Annotated in this window: 13 protein-coding genes; 7 read left to right on the forward strand and 6 right to left on the reverse strand. The window is 43.8% G+C overall.

Going from position 1 to position 17,567, the window contains the following annotated elements; translation table 11 throughout:
- Nucleotides 1-257 precede the first annotated feature (257 nt).
- The 5 genes from BAE46_RS04170 to BAE46_RS04190 all read left to right on the forward strand — a co-directional run bounded on the left by BAE46_RS04170 (nt 258) and on the right by BAE46_RS04190 (nt 7,971).
- Complete coding sequence (locus tag BAE46_RS04170; RefSeq protein ID WP_083256787.1) at nt 258-2,351, forward strand: glycoside hydrolase family 31 protein; 2,094 nt, start codon at nt 258-260, stop codon at nt 2,349-2,351.
- A gap of 45 nt (nt 2,352-2,396) precedes the next feature.
- Nucleotides 2,397-2,996 carry a TRAP transporter small permease gene (locus BAE46_RS04175; RefSeq protein ID WP_070111812.1) on the forward strand — a complete coding sequence of 200 codons (600 nt, stop codon included), beginning with the start codon at nt 2,397-2,399 and terminating at the stop codon, nt 2,994-2,996.
- A gap of 1 nt (nt 2,997) precedes the next feature.
- Nucleotides 2,998-4,284, forward strand: coding sequence for a TRAP transporter large permease (locus BAE46_RS04180; RefSeq protein ID WP_006002446.1), 1,287 nt, complete (start codon nt 2,998-3,000; stop codon nt 4,282-4,284).
- A 12-nt stretch (nt 4,285-4,296) separates the two neighbouring features.
- A complete protein-coding gene (locus BAE46_RS04185) occupies nt 4,297-5,349 on the forward strand; it encodes a TRAP transporter substrate-binding protein (RefSeq protein WP_070111813.1) in 1,053 nt (350 codons plus the stop codon).
- A 246-nt stretch (nt 5,350-5,595) separates the two neighbouring features.
- Complete coding sequence (locus BAE46_RS04190; protein ID WP_070111814.1) at nt 5,596-7,971, forward strand: TonB-dependent receptor; 2,376 nt, start codon at nt 5,596-5,598, stop codon at nt 7,969-7,971.
- Nucleotides 7,972-8,041: 70 nt separating this feature from the next.
- Here the strand turns inward: BAE46_RS04190 and BAE46_RS04195 are convergent, their stop codons facing one another.
- From BAE46_RS04195 to BAE46_RS04210, 4 genes are all read right to left on the reverse strand, one after another.
- Nucleotides 8,042-9,043, reverse strand: coding sequence for a YeiH family protein (locus tag BAE46_RS04195; RefSeq protein ID WP_083256788.1), 1,002 nt, complete (start codon nt 9,041-9,043; stop codon nt 8,042-8,044).
- 4 nt (nt 9,044-9,047) lie between these two features.
- Nucleotides 9,048-10,049, reverse strand: coding sequence for a TauD/TfdA family dioxygenase (locus BAE46_RS04200; RefSeq protein ID WP_006002456.1), 1,002 nt, complete (start codon nt 10,047-10,049; stop codon nt 9,048-9,050).
- Between the two features lie 8 nt (nt 10,050-10,057).
- On the reverse strand, nt 10,058-11,023 hold the full coding sequence (locus BAE46_RS04205) for an aldo/keto reductase (RefSeq protein WP_006002459.1): 966 nt from the start codon (nt 11,021-11,023) through the stop codon (nt 10,058-10,060).
- A gap of 213 nt (nt 11,024-11,236) precedes the next feature.
- Nucleotides 11,237-12,538 carry a serine hydrolase domain-containing protein gene (locus BAE46_RS04210; protein WP_141729316.1) on the reverse strand — a complete coding sequence of 434 codons (1,302 nt, stop codon included), beginning with the start codon at nt 12,536-12,538 and terminating at the stop codon, nt 11,237-11,239.
- 386 nt (nt 12,539-12,924) lie between these two features.
- On the opposite strand from BAE46_RS04210, the gene BAE46_RS04215 reads away from it, so the two are divergent.
- Together BAE46_RS04215 and BAE46_RS04220 are read left to right on the forward strand one after the other, a co-directional pair.
- On the forward strand, nt 12,925-13,839 hold the full coding sequence (locus BAE46_RS04215) for an SDR family NAD(P)-dependent oxidoreductase (RefSeq protein WP_070111815.1): 915 nt from the start codon (nt 12,925-12,927) through the stop codon (nt 13,837-13,839).
- Between the two features lie 120 nt (nt 13,840-13,959).
- On the forward strand, nt 13,960-14,331 hold the full coding sequence (locus BAE46_RS04220) for a glutathione S-transferase N-terminal domain-containing protein (protein ID WP_070111816.1): 372 nt from the start codon (nt 13,960-13,962) through the stop codon (nt 14,329-14,331).
- A 67-nt stretch (nt 14,332-14,398) separates the two neighbouring features.
- Here the strand turns inward: BAE46_RS04220 and BAE46_RS14285 are convergent, their stop codons facing one another.
- Nucleotides 14,399-16,516, reverse strand: a complete 2,118-nt coding sequence (locus tag BAE46_RS14285) for a ShlB/FhaC/HecB family hemolysin secretion/activation protein (RefSeq protein ID WP_083256789.1) — start codon at nt 16,514-16,516, stop codon at nt 14,399-14,401.
- A 207-nt stretch (nt 16,517-16,723) separates the two neighbouring features.
- On the reverse strand, nt 16,724-17,567 hold an 844-nt coding region (locus tag BAE46_RS14735; RefSeq protein ID WP_216094981.1), incomplete at its 5' end, for a YDG domain-containing protein.

Consider the following 17,567-nt stretch of genomic DNA (forward strand, 5'->3'; position numbering starts at 1 on the left):
AAAACTTATCCATGCTGCACTTCACTCAATTATGTATTAAAACGCAGATGGTAATTGACAATAATTTAACACTATACTAACTTGTGTCTTATACAAGACAAAGCTTGCTGGCTTATTAGATGCTTAGACTAATTCATAAGTCATCAAATAATAGGCTAGAGCATTCATACTTTTAGGCTCTTTTGCAGCGTCAGTGCACATTTATAATCTACCATATGCATAGCCTTTAACCACCATTTATTAAGGATTTGAACGACGTGTTTGAACTTTCTACACCCGACTGGAACCGTGTTGTACAGACTGAAGTTATTGATGAATGTCGCATTTTACCCTGTGGATCAATATTGATCCCGACTAACCACGGTAATTTGACCTTAAGCATTAACGAAATGGGTATTAGGATCCAGAATGCACTAAAGTGCGATGTAAACAACTATGGAATACTTGTATATGAGCCTTCGCCTTTTGAGGCCGCCATAAAATCCAGCACAACTCATACCCACATTAGCGCCAAAAATCACCGCATTGAAATACAGCATAGTCCATTCGCCTTTGAATGGAAAAAGTCAGGTAACACCATACAAAAAACACCTAGCGACGGTCATTTTGTCCGCCAGTTCAGGCTACCGCCCATGGCAAAAACAGAAGAGGGCTGGTTATTTAGTATCAATCTAGACGCGCAAGAACCCGTGTACGGCCTAGGTGAAAAGTGGTCGGCGTTGAATAAACGGGGACAATTAGTAAGGTCTTATAACCACGATGCCTTAGGCGTGAACGCTGAAATTTCATATAAAAACACGCCTTTTGCTTGGAGTACAAAAGGTTGGGGCCTTTTTGTGCATACGCCATCACCGGTCACCCATTCTGTAGGACATGCTAACTGGTCACAGCGAGCTTATTGCGTGTTAGTTGAAGACAACGCGCTTGATCTTTTCTTATTAGATGGTGCTAATGGCGCACTGATTATTGAGCAATATACACAGTTAACAGGCAGATCTCCTGTACCTCCATTATGGAGCCTAGGCGTAATTCTTTCAAAAGCCTATTACAAAGATGTGCCTGAATTATTAGAAACAGCCAAAGCAGTGCGCGACAAACACATGCCCTGCGATGTTATAACGCTCGACGGCAGAGCATGGCAAGATACTGACACGCGATTTGCATTTGAGTGGGACGCTAAGCGCTTTGACGATCCCGCCGCTGTTATAAACGCACTCAAAGCACAGCAGTTCAAGGTATGCATTTGGGAATATCCTTTAGTGTCTGTCAACAACAAATTGTTTGATGAAATGGCTCGTAAAGGCTGGCTTTTGAAAGACAAGCGAAGTGGCCAAGCTTATCGCTACGGGTGGGACATGAGTGCATTTGCTGAAGTGCTAACGCCTTTGCCAGAATCGGGTATTGTTGATTTCACTCACCCAGATGCCTATCAGTTTTGGTTAGAATCTCACAAACCTTTATTTGACTTAGGCATTGATATGATAAAAGCAGATTTTGGCGAACAAGTCGATAACGACAATATGCTTGCTTACAATGGCGACGGTGGTAAAAGACTGCACAATGTTTATAGCTTGCTCTACAACCAATGCGTGTACGAAGCTGCGCAAAAGTATTGTAAAACTGGCGCGTTCTTATTTAGTCGTTCAGCGTGGACAGGCTCGCAGCGTTTTCCAAGTCAGTGGGGAGGCGATCCACAGGCTGACTGGGGCGGATTAGTCGGCAGTATTAGAGGCGCATTGTCTTGGGGTATGTCGGGAGCACCTTTTTTTGCCACCGACGTAGGCGGATTTTATAAAGATACTCGCGACCCCGTCTTATTTGTTAGATGGACCCAAGCGGCCGTGTTTTCAGCGCATATAAGATTACACGGCATAGGCCAGCGTGAACCATGGAGTTATGGTTCACTAGCTGAGCGCGCCGCAACAAAAGCCTTAAAGTTACGCTATAGGCTCATGCCATATATATACGATACCATGCGCCAGTCCAGCGAGAGTGGACTGCCCGTTATGCGAGCTATGCCCTTAGCTTTTCCAGAGCAAGGTCTTACGCACAGCTTTGAAATGCAATTTATGTTTGGCGATAGCTTACTAGTTGCCCCCTGTACCAATCCAGACGGTAAAGTTACGCTTTATTTACCGCAAGGAAACTGGCTACGCTTCCCGACAAAAGAAAAATATAGCGGGCATCAACTGCTAGACCTTACATTAGAACTGGATGAATTAGCGGTGTTCATGCCTGCTGAGCACTCAATTCCTATTGGTGCTGAGGTTGAAAACGTTGAGATGCTGGAAAGTGACTATACGCAAAACAAGGACTTACCCCATTGGCCAGAGAGCGATCTTTCATTATAAAAAAAATAATGACAATAAGCGTAAATCAATGAGAACGCCCTGATTATGAAATCATATATTACAAAGCTCAATGCGGTATTAGGTAGCTTCAATTTTCATGTCGCCAAAGTTGCAAAATACTTTGCAGGCGGTTTGTTAGCCATGATGGTCGTTATGATTTTAGCGCAAGTTTTTTTTCGCTATGTATTAAATGACTCTTTAACGTGGACCGAAGAATTATCTAAATATGCCATGGTCTGGATAGCTTGTTTGGTGGCGCCATGGGCTTACAGAGAACACTTGAATGTGTCAATTGACATGTTTCACGAAGTCTTACCTGCTCTACCTAAGCGCATTGCTGAAATAATAATTACTTTATTAGTCATGCTTATTAGCGCCATATTTTTCAAGCAAAGCTTAAGCTTTGTCGCCGGGGGAACCACTATAACCGCGGCCTCTGTTGCGATTAAACTATGGGTTTTTTACCTGTGTATGCCTTTTGCCTTTGGTTCATTATTTTTAGTCGGCATTGAAAGACTTATCCAACAGCTCACATCCCCACTAGTGCCATATAACGATGAGTCAAATAACAGTCCACCTAATAATGACCAGCAGCACAATGGCGAGTCGTCAAAGGCAACTATTTCAAATCAAGGATCGCAATAGCATGTCACTAAGCTATATATGGATATTTGTATTACTGCTAACCGCAGGCACTCCCGTCGTATTCGCGCTATTGGTAGGGCCCGGCGTTAGCTTAATGATTGATGGAAACGAGGTGTATTTTTCAGCTCTGTTAAATCGCTTATTTTCAGGCATGAATTCATTTCCACTAATGGCAGTGCCCTTTTTCATACTCGCCGGTGAATTGATGAATCAAGGCGGCATTACACAGTCTATTGTGCGCTTTTGTAAAACCCTTATTGGCCATTATCGAGGCGGTTTAGCTCAGGTAAACATACTGTCTTCGGTGCTGTTTGCAGGCTTGTCAGGCTCAGCAGTGGCAGACACTTCTGCCTTGGGTAAAATGCTCATTCCGGCCATGGAGCAAAATGGCTATAGTCGACGATTCGCCGCAGCAGTTACCGCGGCCTCATCCGTGATTGGGCCCATTATACCCCCTTCTGGCATCATGATCTTATACGCCTTTATTATGAACGTTTCAGTGGCGGGTATGTTCTTAGCTGGGATACTGCCGGGTTTATTGATATGCGCTGGCTTAATGATAGTCACCAACCGTATCGCTAAGAAACGTAATTATCCCATAGCTAATCAAAAAGCCACTTGGGGAGAACGAGGATCTGCTTTTAAGGTATCTTTTTTACCTTTATTAACCCCCGTAATTTTATTAGGCGGTATTTTAGCGGGCGTTTTCACCCCAACTGAAGCAGCTGCTGTTGCGGTTGGCTATGCATTTATTGTGACCTTGTTTATCACCAACACACTTAAATTAAACCAGTTACCGCTTATACTCGTGAACGCCGCTGTGCAGTCGGGCACTATTTTACTGCTGGTCGGCTCAGCGGTTACCTTTGCCTGGATAATTACAGTATCAGGACTAGCTGATTCACTCGCCACTAACATTATGCAGATTACATCGAATGTGCTGCTACTTTTGTTAATTATCAATTTATTCTTGTTTGCCATTGGTATGTTTTTAGATGCCGGACCGGCTATTCTGATTCTGGGGCCGGTGCTTGCGCCTATCTTTATAGCACTGGGCATAGATCCGCTGCATTTCGCGGTTATTATGTGCGTTAACTTAACGGTTGGTTTAGCCACACCTCCAATGGGCTTAGTGCTGTTTGTGGCTGCGTCGGTGTCGGGTGAAAAGACTGAAAATATAGCCTTAGAAATGCTGCCATTTTTGGCAGTTCAAGCTCTGGTTATATTTATGATTACGTATTTTCCTGCGATCACAATGACGCTTCCTCGCCTTTTTGGCTTTGCCTAAGGATTCGCCTTTATGACTAGAAAACGTATTGTATTGTTAAGCATTTATGCACTGGTATTTGTAGTCAGCATTATTGGTGTGCTGCGCTCTACAAGCACAAAAGCGGAGTTTACTATAAAGGCAGCTATTCAGGCTTCAACCCAAGACGAAGACTATGTGGGTTTAATTGCATTTAAAGAGTACGTAGAAGCCGAAAGTAAGGGCCGTGTGCAAGTTGACATATACACCTCGGGTCAGTTTTGCGGCAGTGTGCCCGAATGTATCAGTAATCTTCAGCAGGGTGTACTGGAAATGTTTCCCAGCACCGTAGGCGGCACAGGTAACTTTTTTGCACCCGCTCAGGTTTTAGATTTACCGTATTTGTTTACTAGCGATGAGCAGGCTTTGTGTGTATTAGATGGCCCAATACTAGACAAAATAAGGCAAGAAGTACTGCAGCGCTCTTTAAATATTCGCCTTATTGGCATCGCTAACACTGGCGGGTGGCGTAATTTTGCGACTACAGATAAGCCAATACGCACGCCAGCAGACCTGAAAGGACAAAAGATTAGGACAACACCAGCAGAAATCCAGCAAGAGTTAGTTAAACAGCTAGGTGCAAACCCTACCCCTATCTCGTGGGCCGAGCTTTACACGGCATTGGCCACCGGCGTAGTGGAAGGCAGTAAAAATGGTATCCAAGATATTATAGGCGCCAAATTGCAAGAGCATTTAAAGTACATAATTCTCGATGGGCATTCATACATGGCGACACTATGGTGGTTTTCAGAACCTGTCTGGCAATCCTTACCTACGGATATTCAAGCTATCGTTGAAGAAGGTTTTAAAAAACAGCAGGCTGCCGCCAACAACCTAGTGGCTACAGAAGAAGAAAATTCTTATCGAATTTTCGAGCAAGCCGGCGGAACAGTCTATCGTCCGACAGTAGCCGAAAAACAAGCTTTCAAAGATGCATCTAGCAACATGCGCGCATGGTTCATTAGTAAATTTGGAAACGAGTGGTTGGACCTAGTAGAAAGCTCCGTAGCCGATTGCGATGCTAGGCAGCGAAAAACTTCACTTTAAAAACATATATTAACAACAAATAAGTTGCATCCTGTTAACTAATTGGGTAAATTTTACCTTATCTTCTATCTTATATAAGACACTAAAGGTAAAGACAAAAAAGATAAGCTATTTTCAAGTCGTAGTTGTCGGTTTGTGCTTATCAACTAACTATAAAACCAGTAAATGCCATACCCAAATTAACCAGTACAATTAAATTGGGGGGACATTGGTAATTCATGACACACACGAAACTTGGAGAACAAAATGAAATTTAGACTGAGCTCGTTGCAACAAAGTATTGCAAAAGCATTAGCGCTAACAACATGCTTATCATTAGGTATAACGGCAAGCGCGCAAGAACAAGCTGAAAAGGTTGAAAAAGGGTTTGAAACGATTACTGTTACGTCACAAAAACGTGTTGAAAATCTAAACGAGGTCCCAGTCGCAGTGACTGTGCTGCGCGAAGATCAAATAAACTCGGCGTTCTCCGCTAACATTGAAGGGCTTCAAGCACTTGTGCCGTCTGTTAGCTTCAGAAAAGGTAACACCACGCGAAACTCTGCTATCACCATTCGCGGTATCGGTACTATATCATTTAGTGTCGCGGCAGAGCCTAGCGTATCTACCGTTGTTGACGGTGTTGTGCTTGGCCGTTCAGGACAAGCATTCGTTGATTTATACGATTTAGAAAGAATTGAAGTACTGCGCGGACCTCAAGGCACACTGTTTGGCAAAAATGCATCTGCAGGGGTTGTAAACATGACCTCTAAACGCCCTAGTGAGGACTTTGAAGGGGTGTTTGAAACAACCCTTATGCAGGACAGCGAATACCGCCTCAAAGGCAGGGTATCGGGCGCCTTGAGTGATAATGCGAACGGCAGTCTAACGGTGCTTAAATCACAGTTTGACGGTTACATTAATAATGTTTACAACAATCAAACTACCAACGGATACGATAAAGAAGGTCTTCGCGCAATGCTCGATATTGAGGCATCAGGCGATACTGATATTTTATTTATCTTCGAAACCGTAAGCTCTAACGACTCTTGCTGCGCCGATCTAGAACTCACCCCAAGCGGTCGTCATGATTCACAAGCCTCACCCAACAGTACCGGTACTGGTGACTTAGATTTAAATCAGCGTCAAATTGATCATGATTTTGAAACCCGCACCATAGATGATCACACAGCGTTTTCAATACAAGTAGACCGTCCCTTAGGTAATCATGACTTCACCTCTATTACGGCTTACAGAAGCTGGAACAACACTGAATTTCGTGAAGGCGATTTTACCTCAACCGCTGGCGACCTCCCCTTCCCCGTATTTGGTGTTCCCTTTCAGCTGCATGATATCGGCCCACAAGAGTGGGATCAAGTATCCCAAGAATTTAGAATTGCTTCCCCTTTAGGCGGTGATTTTGATTATCAGGCTGGTTTTTTCTGGTGGGAACAAAGTTCAGAGAGAAGCTTTTCGCGTGACGCTTCATGTCAAAACAATAACGGCCAGTTTCCTGCTGCTATTGGCGATTACTTAAGCAACATCCTTGGTGTCGTTAACCCTAGTGAAACCGATATTAATGCTTTTATTGAAGCTGAAGGCTTAAGCTGTAACGCGAATGATATTATAAGCGCCACCGCTTTTATGGAAACAGAATTTGATAACTGGGCGGTGTTTGCAGATGCTAAATATCATATAAACGACGATTTGCGTCTTTTATTCGGCATTCGCTACACCGACGACGAAGTCAGTTTTTCACATAACCGCAGCAGTGACGACCAATATAGCCGAACAGGCGTTGGCGTGCGCGGATTCGATACTGACTTTGACAATAGTGTAAGTGAAAGCAATACTTCATCTAAGCTTGGTGCACAATATGATATTAATGACGACAGCATGGTTTATGCAACTTTCTCACAAGGCTATAAGGGGCCTGCGTTTAACGTATTTTACAATATGTCAAACACCGACTCTTTGCCAATTGGTCCAGAAACCTCCGACGCCTATGAGCTGGGCTATAAATATGCCACTAACGACTTAATCATAAACCTAGCGGCATTTAGAACAAACATAGATGGTTTTCAAGCTAACAACCCTGAAGATTTAGACGGCGTATTTATCACCCGTTTAACCAATGCAGGCTCGGTAACAACCGAAGGTTTTGAAGTAGATTTTATGTGGCAAGCAACAGAAAACTTCTTGCTTACCGGTGGTTTGTCTAGCGTAGATGCAGTAGTTGATGAATTTCGATGTCCTGTTGGCTTAAACCCATGTGACGGTCGTTCAGGCGCCGATTTGCCCTTCTCTCCTGACTTGAAATACTCCCTTACTGGTGAGTATGTAATGGAAATGGATGGCATGGACATCTTCTTTAATGCCTCATATGTGTACACCGACGATATTTTTGCAGGAGCGCCAGGTACAACGGCAGTGACTAACCCAGAAGCGTTTTTACCTGACTACAGCATTATTAACGGTAGCATCGCGTTTTCGTTTGATGACGATGCCTACAGAGTATCGCTGATTGCTAAAAATCTAACGGACGAAAAATTTGTGACTACCTACAGCGGTGACAATTTCCGTTACCAGATACCGCGTGACGCAGATCGTCACTTCGGTATTCAGCTAAGAGCGAAATTCTAAATCTGTAATGTCTGATTATAGTAAAGGCGCCTTTTTTAAGGCGCCTTTTTTTGTCTTAGGTGCAGGCTTTTTAAACGTAGGGTAAACAAAGTAGTACCAGTGCAGCAATCCATAATGTTTCAATCACCAGCAACAGGATAGGCTTGATACCCACCGTCAGCATTTGACCTAAATTCGACTTCATACCAATAGCCGCAATAGATATTACTAGGGCAAAGCGCGAAATATCGGTTGCTGAGTCAGTAATAACTTGAGGTAGGTCTACTATGCTATTGATTGCCATTAATACAGCAAACGCAATTAAAAAAGAGGGGACGCCGGGCGTTTTAGCTGTTTGAGTGCCGTCAAAATTTAATCTAAGGACAAGTAAAATACACATAACCACGGGCATTAAAAACGCAACTCTTACCAACTTTGTGAGTGTGGCTAAATCACCTGTTTGCTCTGACACTGAGTAGCCCGCACCAACGACTTGGGCTACATCGTGTATAGTCGCGCCTAAAAACAGACTGGTCTGCGCCTCATCCAAGTGTAAATAGGCAGCTACAATGGGATAAACCACCATGGCGATGGTAGACAAGGAGGTAACGCCAACGATTGTTAATAGGGTGTCACGGTCATTTTCTTTACTTTGCGGCAGTACTGCTGATATCGCCATCGCCGCAGAAGCCCCGCAAATACCAACCGAGCCACCGGTGAGTAGACCAAAGCGTTTTTCTAAACCAAAAGCCTTGGCCAATAACATACCCACTAAAATGGTGCTCGCCACTGCGATAACGAGCAGTGCGCCAGTTTTCCAGCCCATTGCAGTAAGATCCCCAAATGCAATGCGTAGACCTAATAAGGCGACCCCCAAGCGCAATATATGCCGGGCAGTAAAATCGACGCCTATTTTGCATTTCGGATCGTCGTAAATAAATGACATAGCGATGCCCAAGAGTAATGCAAATAGCATTGCTGGCGCGCCATAGTGGCTGCTCAAAAATAATGCGGCTAGGCCAACCACAGCAGAAACTGCGATGCCAGGTAAGAATGCGCTGGCTGTTCTAAGCTGCGTAATTAACCTAGACAACTGACTAGTTCATAGCAAGCGCAACGAGCACTTCTCGTTTGCGTTCACCTGAATAAGGTTTGCGACCATGCATGGCCATATAGTTGTCAACTAAGGCAACATCACCGTCTTGCCACGCCAAATCAAACGTAAATTGTCCTGCCAAAGATGCAACCAGTTCTAATCCATCCACGGGAATAGGCGTGTTGTCACCGAAAGTAATTGCACTAGCGGGGTTTTCTTTAACGCCTTTCCAACCCAAATAAGCAGCAATAAGCTGATTATAGAACACCTTCACTTGTTTACCTTTAATGTTGCCCAAGTCGACAACGGCTGGCAGTACGGGCGTAGTCGCTTGTAAACTACCGTCGCTCTTCCATTTCCATTGATAGCCTAAGTCTGCAAGTTTGTTTTCGGCTTGCTCTTTTGACTCTACACCTAAGGTGCTCTTCCAGCTTCGTCCCTGACCGCTTTCATGGTCGTCAGCTGCCGGCATATGCGTTGTGTATTTTAATCCTTTTGATGCGAAGTCATGGGCTAATGCTGGTGCTTGTTTAACTAATTCTTCATACAGCATATCAGAGCGGCATAGCGGAGTAGCACCACCTTCCTCAGCAGCTTTTTTACAAAAGAAAAAAACTTTACTGGGTGATACAGGCGTTTGCGCCATTTCATGGTGCAGATATATTTCTACATTTTTTGGTGCTTCGTTAGCGGTAAAAACACGCTCAGTAAAATTAATTCTAACCGCGTTTGACAACGATTCTTTATAAGTGAAGTTGCGATAGGCAAATGCACTAGAGAAAGTATCGAATGTTTCGGCAGAGTCGACTGGGAACCCACGAAACAAAATAGCACCAGAGCGTCTTAATTCAAGCTCTAGTTCAGGTAGATTTTGGCTTATCCAAGCTTTGCTGTCACTCAAGTTTTTAACACTTCCATCGTTCACAATTACACTTGGAAAAACAGAATCATCGCACTTTAATTGACCGGGTACTTGCGTATAGTTTATTGCTTGTAGAGTCATCGGTTTTCCTAATCGTAAATGGGGTTAAAAGTATTAAAGGCGGCTTCACAAAAGTCGCCTGGATCGTTGAAACGGCGGTGAATATTGAGCGCAGAAATAGCTGCCATTTCCTGTTCACTTAATTCAAAATCGAAAATATCTAGGTTTTCAATCAGCCTTTCGGGACGAGAGGTTTTTGGAATAATGGCATTACCGCGCTGCACGCCCCATCTTAAAACGACCTGAGCGGGCGTTTTACCGGTGCGCGACGCTGCTTGTTTCACCACATTTTGCTCAATCACTGACTCAGCTGCGCCTGCCATATCTAACTCTAAATATGATAGCGCACCTAAGGGTGAAAACGCGGTTACCTGAATATTATACTGCTTCGCTAAACGAATGAGTTTTTCTTGGGTTAAATAGGGATGTGATTCAATCTGAAGCATGCTAGGTTTAATTTTGGCATAAGACATTAAATCGTGCAGCAAACCAGTATTGTAGTTACACACGCCAATTTGTGTAGCGAGGCCTTTTTCACAAACAGCTTCCATTGCCTGCCATGTTTCAATTAGCGGCACACCGGCTAATTCGACGCGCGGATTGTCTGCATCTGGATCTGCTATCCACTCTGGTGGATAACGTGTTTCAATCGGTACAAACTTGGAAGCAATAGGAAAATGGACTAAGTACAGGTCAAGATAATCTAGCTGCAAATCATCTAAACTTTTTTGCAACGCCAGCTCAACATGTTCTTTGGCATGGAATGAATTCCACAGCTTAGAAGCTACAAACAAGTCTTCGCGTAAACATAAGCCATCGTCTATCGCGCGTTTAATACCTTCTCCTACCTGCTCTTCATTACCGTAATCACAGGCGCTATCCAAATGGCGGTAACCCGCCTTAATCGCGTTATAAACGGCTTCAGCGCAGTCTTCTTGAGAGATTTTCCACAGGCCAAAGCCTACCTTGGGAATGTTTTTCTTATTCAATACCATATGTAAAAGTCACCTAATTATTAACGTTATGTCTTATATAAGACATAAGTTAAAATACTGTACAAATTTTGTCAATACGAAGGTGGAAATGAGTGAATAATTAATGCCGATAAACGCTAAGCTTGCGAACACCTATAAGGGGCGTTCGAGAGCTTAAGCATTAATTTGCTGTAATAGTTAAGACGAGGATATAGGCTAGATCCCCAAAGAGCCTTAATCGACTAAGGATTGATAAACCGTATTTTTGAAGTCATGTCGAACGGGGTAAAAAGCAGAAGGCACAAACTGAGACATCATTATTATGATCATATTCTCTTTAGGATCTATTCTAAAATAAGTTGATGCTGCGCCGCCCCAGCCATAATCACCGTCAGATCCCATTAGTAGTGCATCGTTGCTATTTACGGTAACCGACATTGCTAAGGCATGACCTTCGCCGTGAGAAGTGGGTGAAAATGGGATCAAGTTAGCAGGTAAGTGATTTGAGCGTAAATACTCAACGGTTTTTCTGCCTAAGATCCGTTGCCCATTGTACTCACCACCGTTTAGCAGCATTTGTGCAAATATGTAGTAGTCACTAATAGTTGAGACCAAGCCACCGCCGCCATTGTGCACTGATGGATCTGATAAAAAATCTCCCAAGGGGGCTTCGTCAAGTGCGACTATTTCTGAATTTTCGCCGGGCCCATATATTTGCACAAGCCTGTTTCGCTTTTCAAGCGGTATATAAAAAGCGGTGTCTGTCATTTGCAAGGGGTTGAAAATAATCTGCTGCATGTAATCGCCAAGCTTCATACCGCTTATACGCTCAACCAAAAATCCAATAATGTCAGTATTAATGCCATAGTGCCACTGAGTACCGGGCTGATGATTAAGTGGTAACGCGGATATGCGTTGCAATACTGTCTCTACACTATCGTTGTCAGACACTGGCGGCAGGGCTTGGTAAAGCTTGTCGACTTCACTGTTGGTAAAACCATAAGAAAACCCTGCGGTATGTAAAAACAAATCAATAATTCGAACGGGCTGATCACTTGGCTCAAAACGCATATTCTCGCCGTCCATGCCGGCAAAAACCTTGAGCTCGGCTAATTCTGGTAAATACTTTTCAATTGGATCATACATATGAAATTTACCCTGTTCCCAGAGTGTTAGGGCGGCCACAGCAGTAATCGGCTTTGTCATAGAATAGATACGGAAAATAGAGTCTGTGGTCATTTCCTCGTTAGTCTCGAGGTTTCGCATACCATTTGCAGACAAGTGCACAATTTCTTGATTACGTGCAACCAAGGTCACCGTGCCGGCCAGTTTTTGAGTGTCTGTATACTTGCGCATCGCGGTGTCTACTCGCGCAAGGCGCGATTGCGATAATCCTTGAGTGACGAGCCCTGATGATTCTACCGGTCTTAGAGTAGTAGCGTCACCTAAGGTGTTTTGCTGTTCACCTTGTAGTTGTTGAGTAGTGGCACATGCGGTGAGAAAAATACAGCATGTCAGTAAAGTATATAATTTCATGAAGGCTCTCTTTTTGGTGTTTGAGTGATTAGGGCTTACAAAAACTATATTGCCGAGTATTGCCCCGTCCTGTCAATCATCACGTCGTTTAAGTCTGCCTTTTGTACCCGATAATGATTTATGCAATCTGCTTGTGAGGGCTTGGCAATACCAAGCTCTGATAAAAAGTGTCCTTGCTGTGGTCAAAAACCTAGATTACATGCACAACATCTACTACTGTTTGAGAATTTGTTTCGAAGCAGTCCAAGGCACTAGGGTTAACTTTTAGGGATATACCTCACTATTCACCAAACTAAGACCTTAACCTTAGCTAAATAAAGTATCGGCATTATAAAGTAAGTCTTATATTCGATAATACTAGACCATTTGAAAAAGACGGAAAATACATGTCGCTATTACATACAAATAATGAATATTCAGGAAAAACAGCGCTTATATCAGGTGCAGCAGGCGGCATTGGTTTTGCCCTTGCAAAAGAGTTTGGCAGCTTAGGCATGAACATTGTCATTGCTGATATAGACGAGGCTGCCTTGAACGAAGCGCAAGAAACACTGCTCTTACAAGACATTAATGTAATGGCTTGCAAACTTGATGTAAGCGAATACAGCCAATGGCAAGATTGCGTTACCCAAACGCTGGCTAAATTTGGCAAGCTACACATGGTGGTCAATAACGCAGGCGTGGGCGGTATGCCGGGTAAAATTGAGCAAACCGATAATGACCTGTGGCGGTGGGTAGTGGATGTCAACTTAATGGGTGTATTGTATGGCACGCAGGCGGCTACACCTGCAATAAAGAAACACGGTGAAGGCGGCTGGATAATTAACGTCGCGTCTATGGCCGGTATGATGGGCGTGCCTTATTCAAGCGCATATGCCGCCACAAAGGCAGCCGTAGTGTCGATGACTGAAAGCTGGGCGGTAGAGCTAAAACCACACAATATTCAGGTGTCGGTGTTGTGTCCTGCTTTCGTCAAAACGAGGATTCATGAGTCTTTGCGCAACAAGCAAAGTAAATATGGACCAACGCAGGGGCGCAAAAAGTTCACCGATGAAGAAAGGCAAAAATTTAAAAAAGGTCTTAATCAAGCTGCTGCGCTAGTAGAGTCGGGCATTGCACCTGAACTATTGGCCAAACGAGTGGTAGAGGCGCTAGGCACAAAGCAGCAGTATATATTCACCCATCCAAATTACAGGCAGGTTACTGCATACAAAGAAACCCTAATAAACAAGGCTTTTGATGATGCCCAGCAAAGTGAGCTAGTAAAGCACTTAATAGACGATGACATTCCTATGCTGTAATAAGACTTTACACTGAGGCCTTTTTCTTTAGTCTTGTTTACGGCAATGCTCATATAGTTTTACGCGTGTTTTAGGTACAATAGCGTTTCCTAGAACCGTAGCATTCACAAAGTGGTATATATGAGTTTTTTAATATCTTTTTTACGTAATTTAGTGGGCGGCATTCTTGTCTTCTTTGACGTCATTACTCGCGGCACCAAATTAAAACGCACACTAGAAGCCCAGCAGCAAGTTAATGAACAAGCACAACAGCTAAGGTTATATCAATTTTTCGCCTGCCCTTTTTGCATCAAAACCCGCCGCGCCATTTATAAAATGAACTTGCCGATTGAAAAACTTAGCGCCTCAAAGGGTTCACCCCACAGAGACGATTTACTAGCGGGCGGCGGCAAAATACAAACGCCTTGCTTACGCATTGAAAATCAAGACAATGTTGAATGGCTATATGAGTCATCTGAAATTATTGATTATCTACAAAAACGTTTCACATAAGCGCGCTTTGGCCTGCTTTTGCCACGCTTCTATTTATTCGGATTAAGCAGTTGGATATAACACAGTGTCATGGGCCGTTCTCAAATTCATATTTTATACTCGCCCACTTCATCAAGCTATCTGATTGCTCATCATTACTTAAGTTGTCAGATGTTTGCCATGCGGCACTTGCCTCTAGAGCCCATTGCCCGAGGTTAAGCTCTAAGCCAACACCTGCACCTGAGAGACTACGCTTGTTGTTACCAGCAGCCCAGCTGTTTTTATTAGTACGAAGGCTACCGGCATCATAAAACGTATAGAGTGTAGAATGCTTAAGTGCATACCGAACTTCCAGTTGGACAAGTACACCAACATCCCCGTAAGCTTCGCCAACAGGGTAGGCTCTGACATTATTAGCGCCACCTAGGCCAAATTTTTCAGAGGAAGCTAGATTGCTGCCAGCCCATTGTGCAGCTATACGGCTAAATAAAGTTAAGTTGCCCGGGAGGCTTTGTAAACGCGCTAAATCTAAGTTGAATTTATCATAGCTACCTGCGGTTTTAGCGGTAGCACTGTCTATGGCAATGTTACCAGTGGCAACGGTTAAATTACCCGACGTCCAACTGAGCGTGCCATAGCTAATACCGCCGCCTGCTAGCGTATCACGATGGTCAAAGTTAAGGCTCAGAGGTATGCTATCACTGCGATTTGTATTACTGCTAAGTGTAATGTCATTGCTATTATTTAACACTTTATGTTGATAGCTAAGGGCTACATTCACATTGGTTTTGTGTGAACGAAGAATAGGGTAACTCAGGCCAGCACTGCTCACTTGAGCAGTGCCATGCACCTCACTATCCGAAAATTCTTTACCTAGTTCGTAGTAGTTGTGGGCGTAACCTGCATTAGCACGCAAACCTGAGCCACCTATTGGCAGATTATAATTAAGTGCACCCAACCAAAGATCTTCATCAGAATACAGTGTGTTAAGTGTAAATTGGTCACCAAATAAAAATGGACTGTTGATGTTTAAATCGGCATGAATGCGGTGGCGACCCGTGTACCTATTGCCATAATTATCAATGCGTATTTCAGCGCTGTAATCCTGATCATGCTCTACTTCTACCAATAGGTTAGCTGCCCCTAATTCTGAACCTGGGCGAAGTACAGGCGTGGTTTTAAAGCCGGGTTGGTCGTCTAATATTAATGATACACGCTCTAAGTTAGCTGTATGTATTATGTCTCCTGTTTGCAATAAGTTTAAAAACACTTGGGCGTCAGCGTTATTTAAGCTATCGCCTATGGCTTTGATGTTGTCATAGTGACCTTCTACAATTTGAATGAGTAGAGCACCATCAGTCATGGCTTGCACTGGCAGAAGTGCGCGGGCAAACGCAAAACCATTACTGCGATAATACGCAGTAATGCGATCAGTGAGCCCTTGCAGGCCCTCAAGGCTGTAAGTTTTACCTATTGCATCGGCTAAAACTTCGTTGAGAGTAATACTGCTGTATTGGGTATTGCCCGTGAAACGAATATTTGTTTGCAAGGTAACAAAGACTTCACCACTAGCGTTTTGGGTGACTGCAGAGGGTCCAATTGAGCCGAGATCAACGCCTTCATGCCCTGCGTCTATTACTGTTGTAATATCTTGGTCACGGTCAGGCTCCAAAGCATTAACGGCAACATTTGGCTCAGCACTATTCGAGCGCGCATTACCTTCGGCTACCTCAGATGGAGGATTAGGGTCAATAAGGTCAATCACTAGCCTGTGCCCTGCCTGCTTATTGTCTTTATCCGCTGGTGCTAGAGTGAATAATCTAGCACTAAGTTTCTTGCTGGTTTCAATCACTATACGGCTATCTCTAGGCCTTATTGGCTTGGAATGTCTCAATTTGCTGACTTTATTGCCCGACAGCCCTACACGCGACAAATTGAATGCTTTGTCTACCTTTTGTAAATCGATGACAACGCGATCCGGATTAGCTAGCGAAAAGTAAGAAAAACTTGGTGGCGCATCGAATTCGAGCACTATGCGCGCTGAATCGCGAGAGTCAGAAAAGCGCACATCTGTCACATTTACCTGTTTTGCAGAAACACTTTCCACACAGCCTGTAAAAAGCGCAAGCACTGTAAATGCAAGATATGCGAATAACACAATAGCGCTGTTGGCCTGCTTTACATAGGTACCTGCTGACTTTTTCATTGTATGTTACTGTTTAACGCTTCTATGCAAAGCTGACCAAAAAGGGCTAAAACCATCAGGCTGCTATGCTGAGGAATATCCATCATGGCGTTTTTACTATTCATTGTGCAGTAGCTACTTAAAAGAGGGGTGGGGTAAAAGTGTTGATAACTTTCCCCCACTGATGTTATTGATACAGTAGTTCGAAAAAACTGCTATATTTTACGTTTATTGAATTCCTGAAAGATTAGCGTTTATTTGCGCTTCTGGAAGTAAACGAATACCGCCTTCTACCACTAATATGTCGCCGGGGTTACTAGTGCGGTCGCCTTCGCTATCACTACCTATCTCTACTTCTTGTACATCGACAATCCCGCCGGTTGTGCTGCTATTAGCATTAGTTGTTGGCCCATTGGAGCTTATAGTGAGAGGCACTCTAACATTGGCAACCACGTTGCTTATTACTCCAGACACGACCGTGTTGGTTGATGGCGTTGCAGGATTGTTGTCTAAATTGTTTATTAATTCAGACGCATCCGTGTTGTCTATTGGTCCTGCCGCATTAGTAATATTAGCGGAAAGGTTCCCTGGCTTGCTTACCGTGTAGTTGCTGGCGATACCAGTACCGTCGATTAACGTCATGCCATTTACGGTTACCTCTATATCGTTACCCACATTAGCATTCACGAACTGACCGGTTTGACCTGAGAAACTCAACGTTTCGTCATTAACAAAGCCATTTAATAGACCACCAGTGATAACGGCGTTTTCATTACCGTCGAATACTTTGTCATTTGCTATCATGCCGCTGACAGTCAATTCTTTAGGCGTAATGTCTGCGGTGGTTGATGCTTGGCCCGTAATAAGGTAGTTGTCGGCGTCAGTCCCGGCGCTAGTGCTGGTTAAGCTCACCGTTTTAGCATCGCCTGCATTTTTATTAGAGAACGCGCCGCTTGCCAATACGGTTACCGTATCGCCTGCAATTAAGCCGGTCAGTGTTTTTCCGCTCACATCCAACGCGGCGTCTACGTTACCGTCGTAGACTTTGCCACTAGCGGTGATCCCACCTACG

This window comes from Glaciecola punicea (genome assembly GCF_001756615.1).
GTDB lineage: Bacteria > Pseudomonadota > Gammaproteobacteria > Enterobacterales > Alteromonadaceae > Glaciecola > Glaciecola punicea.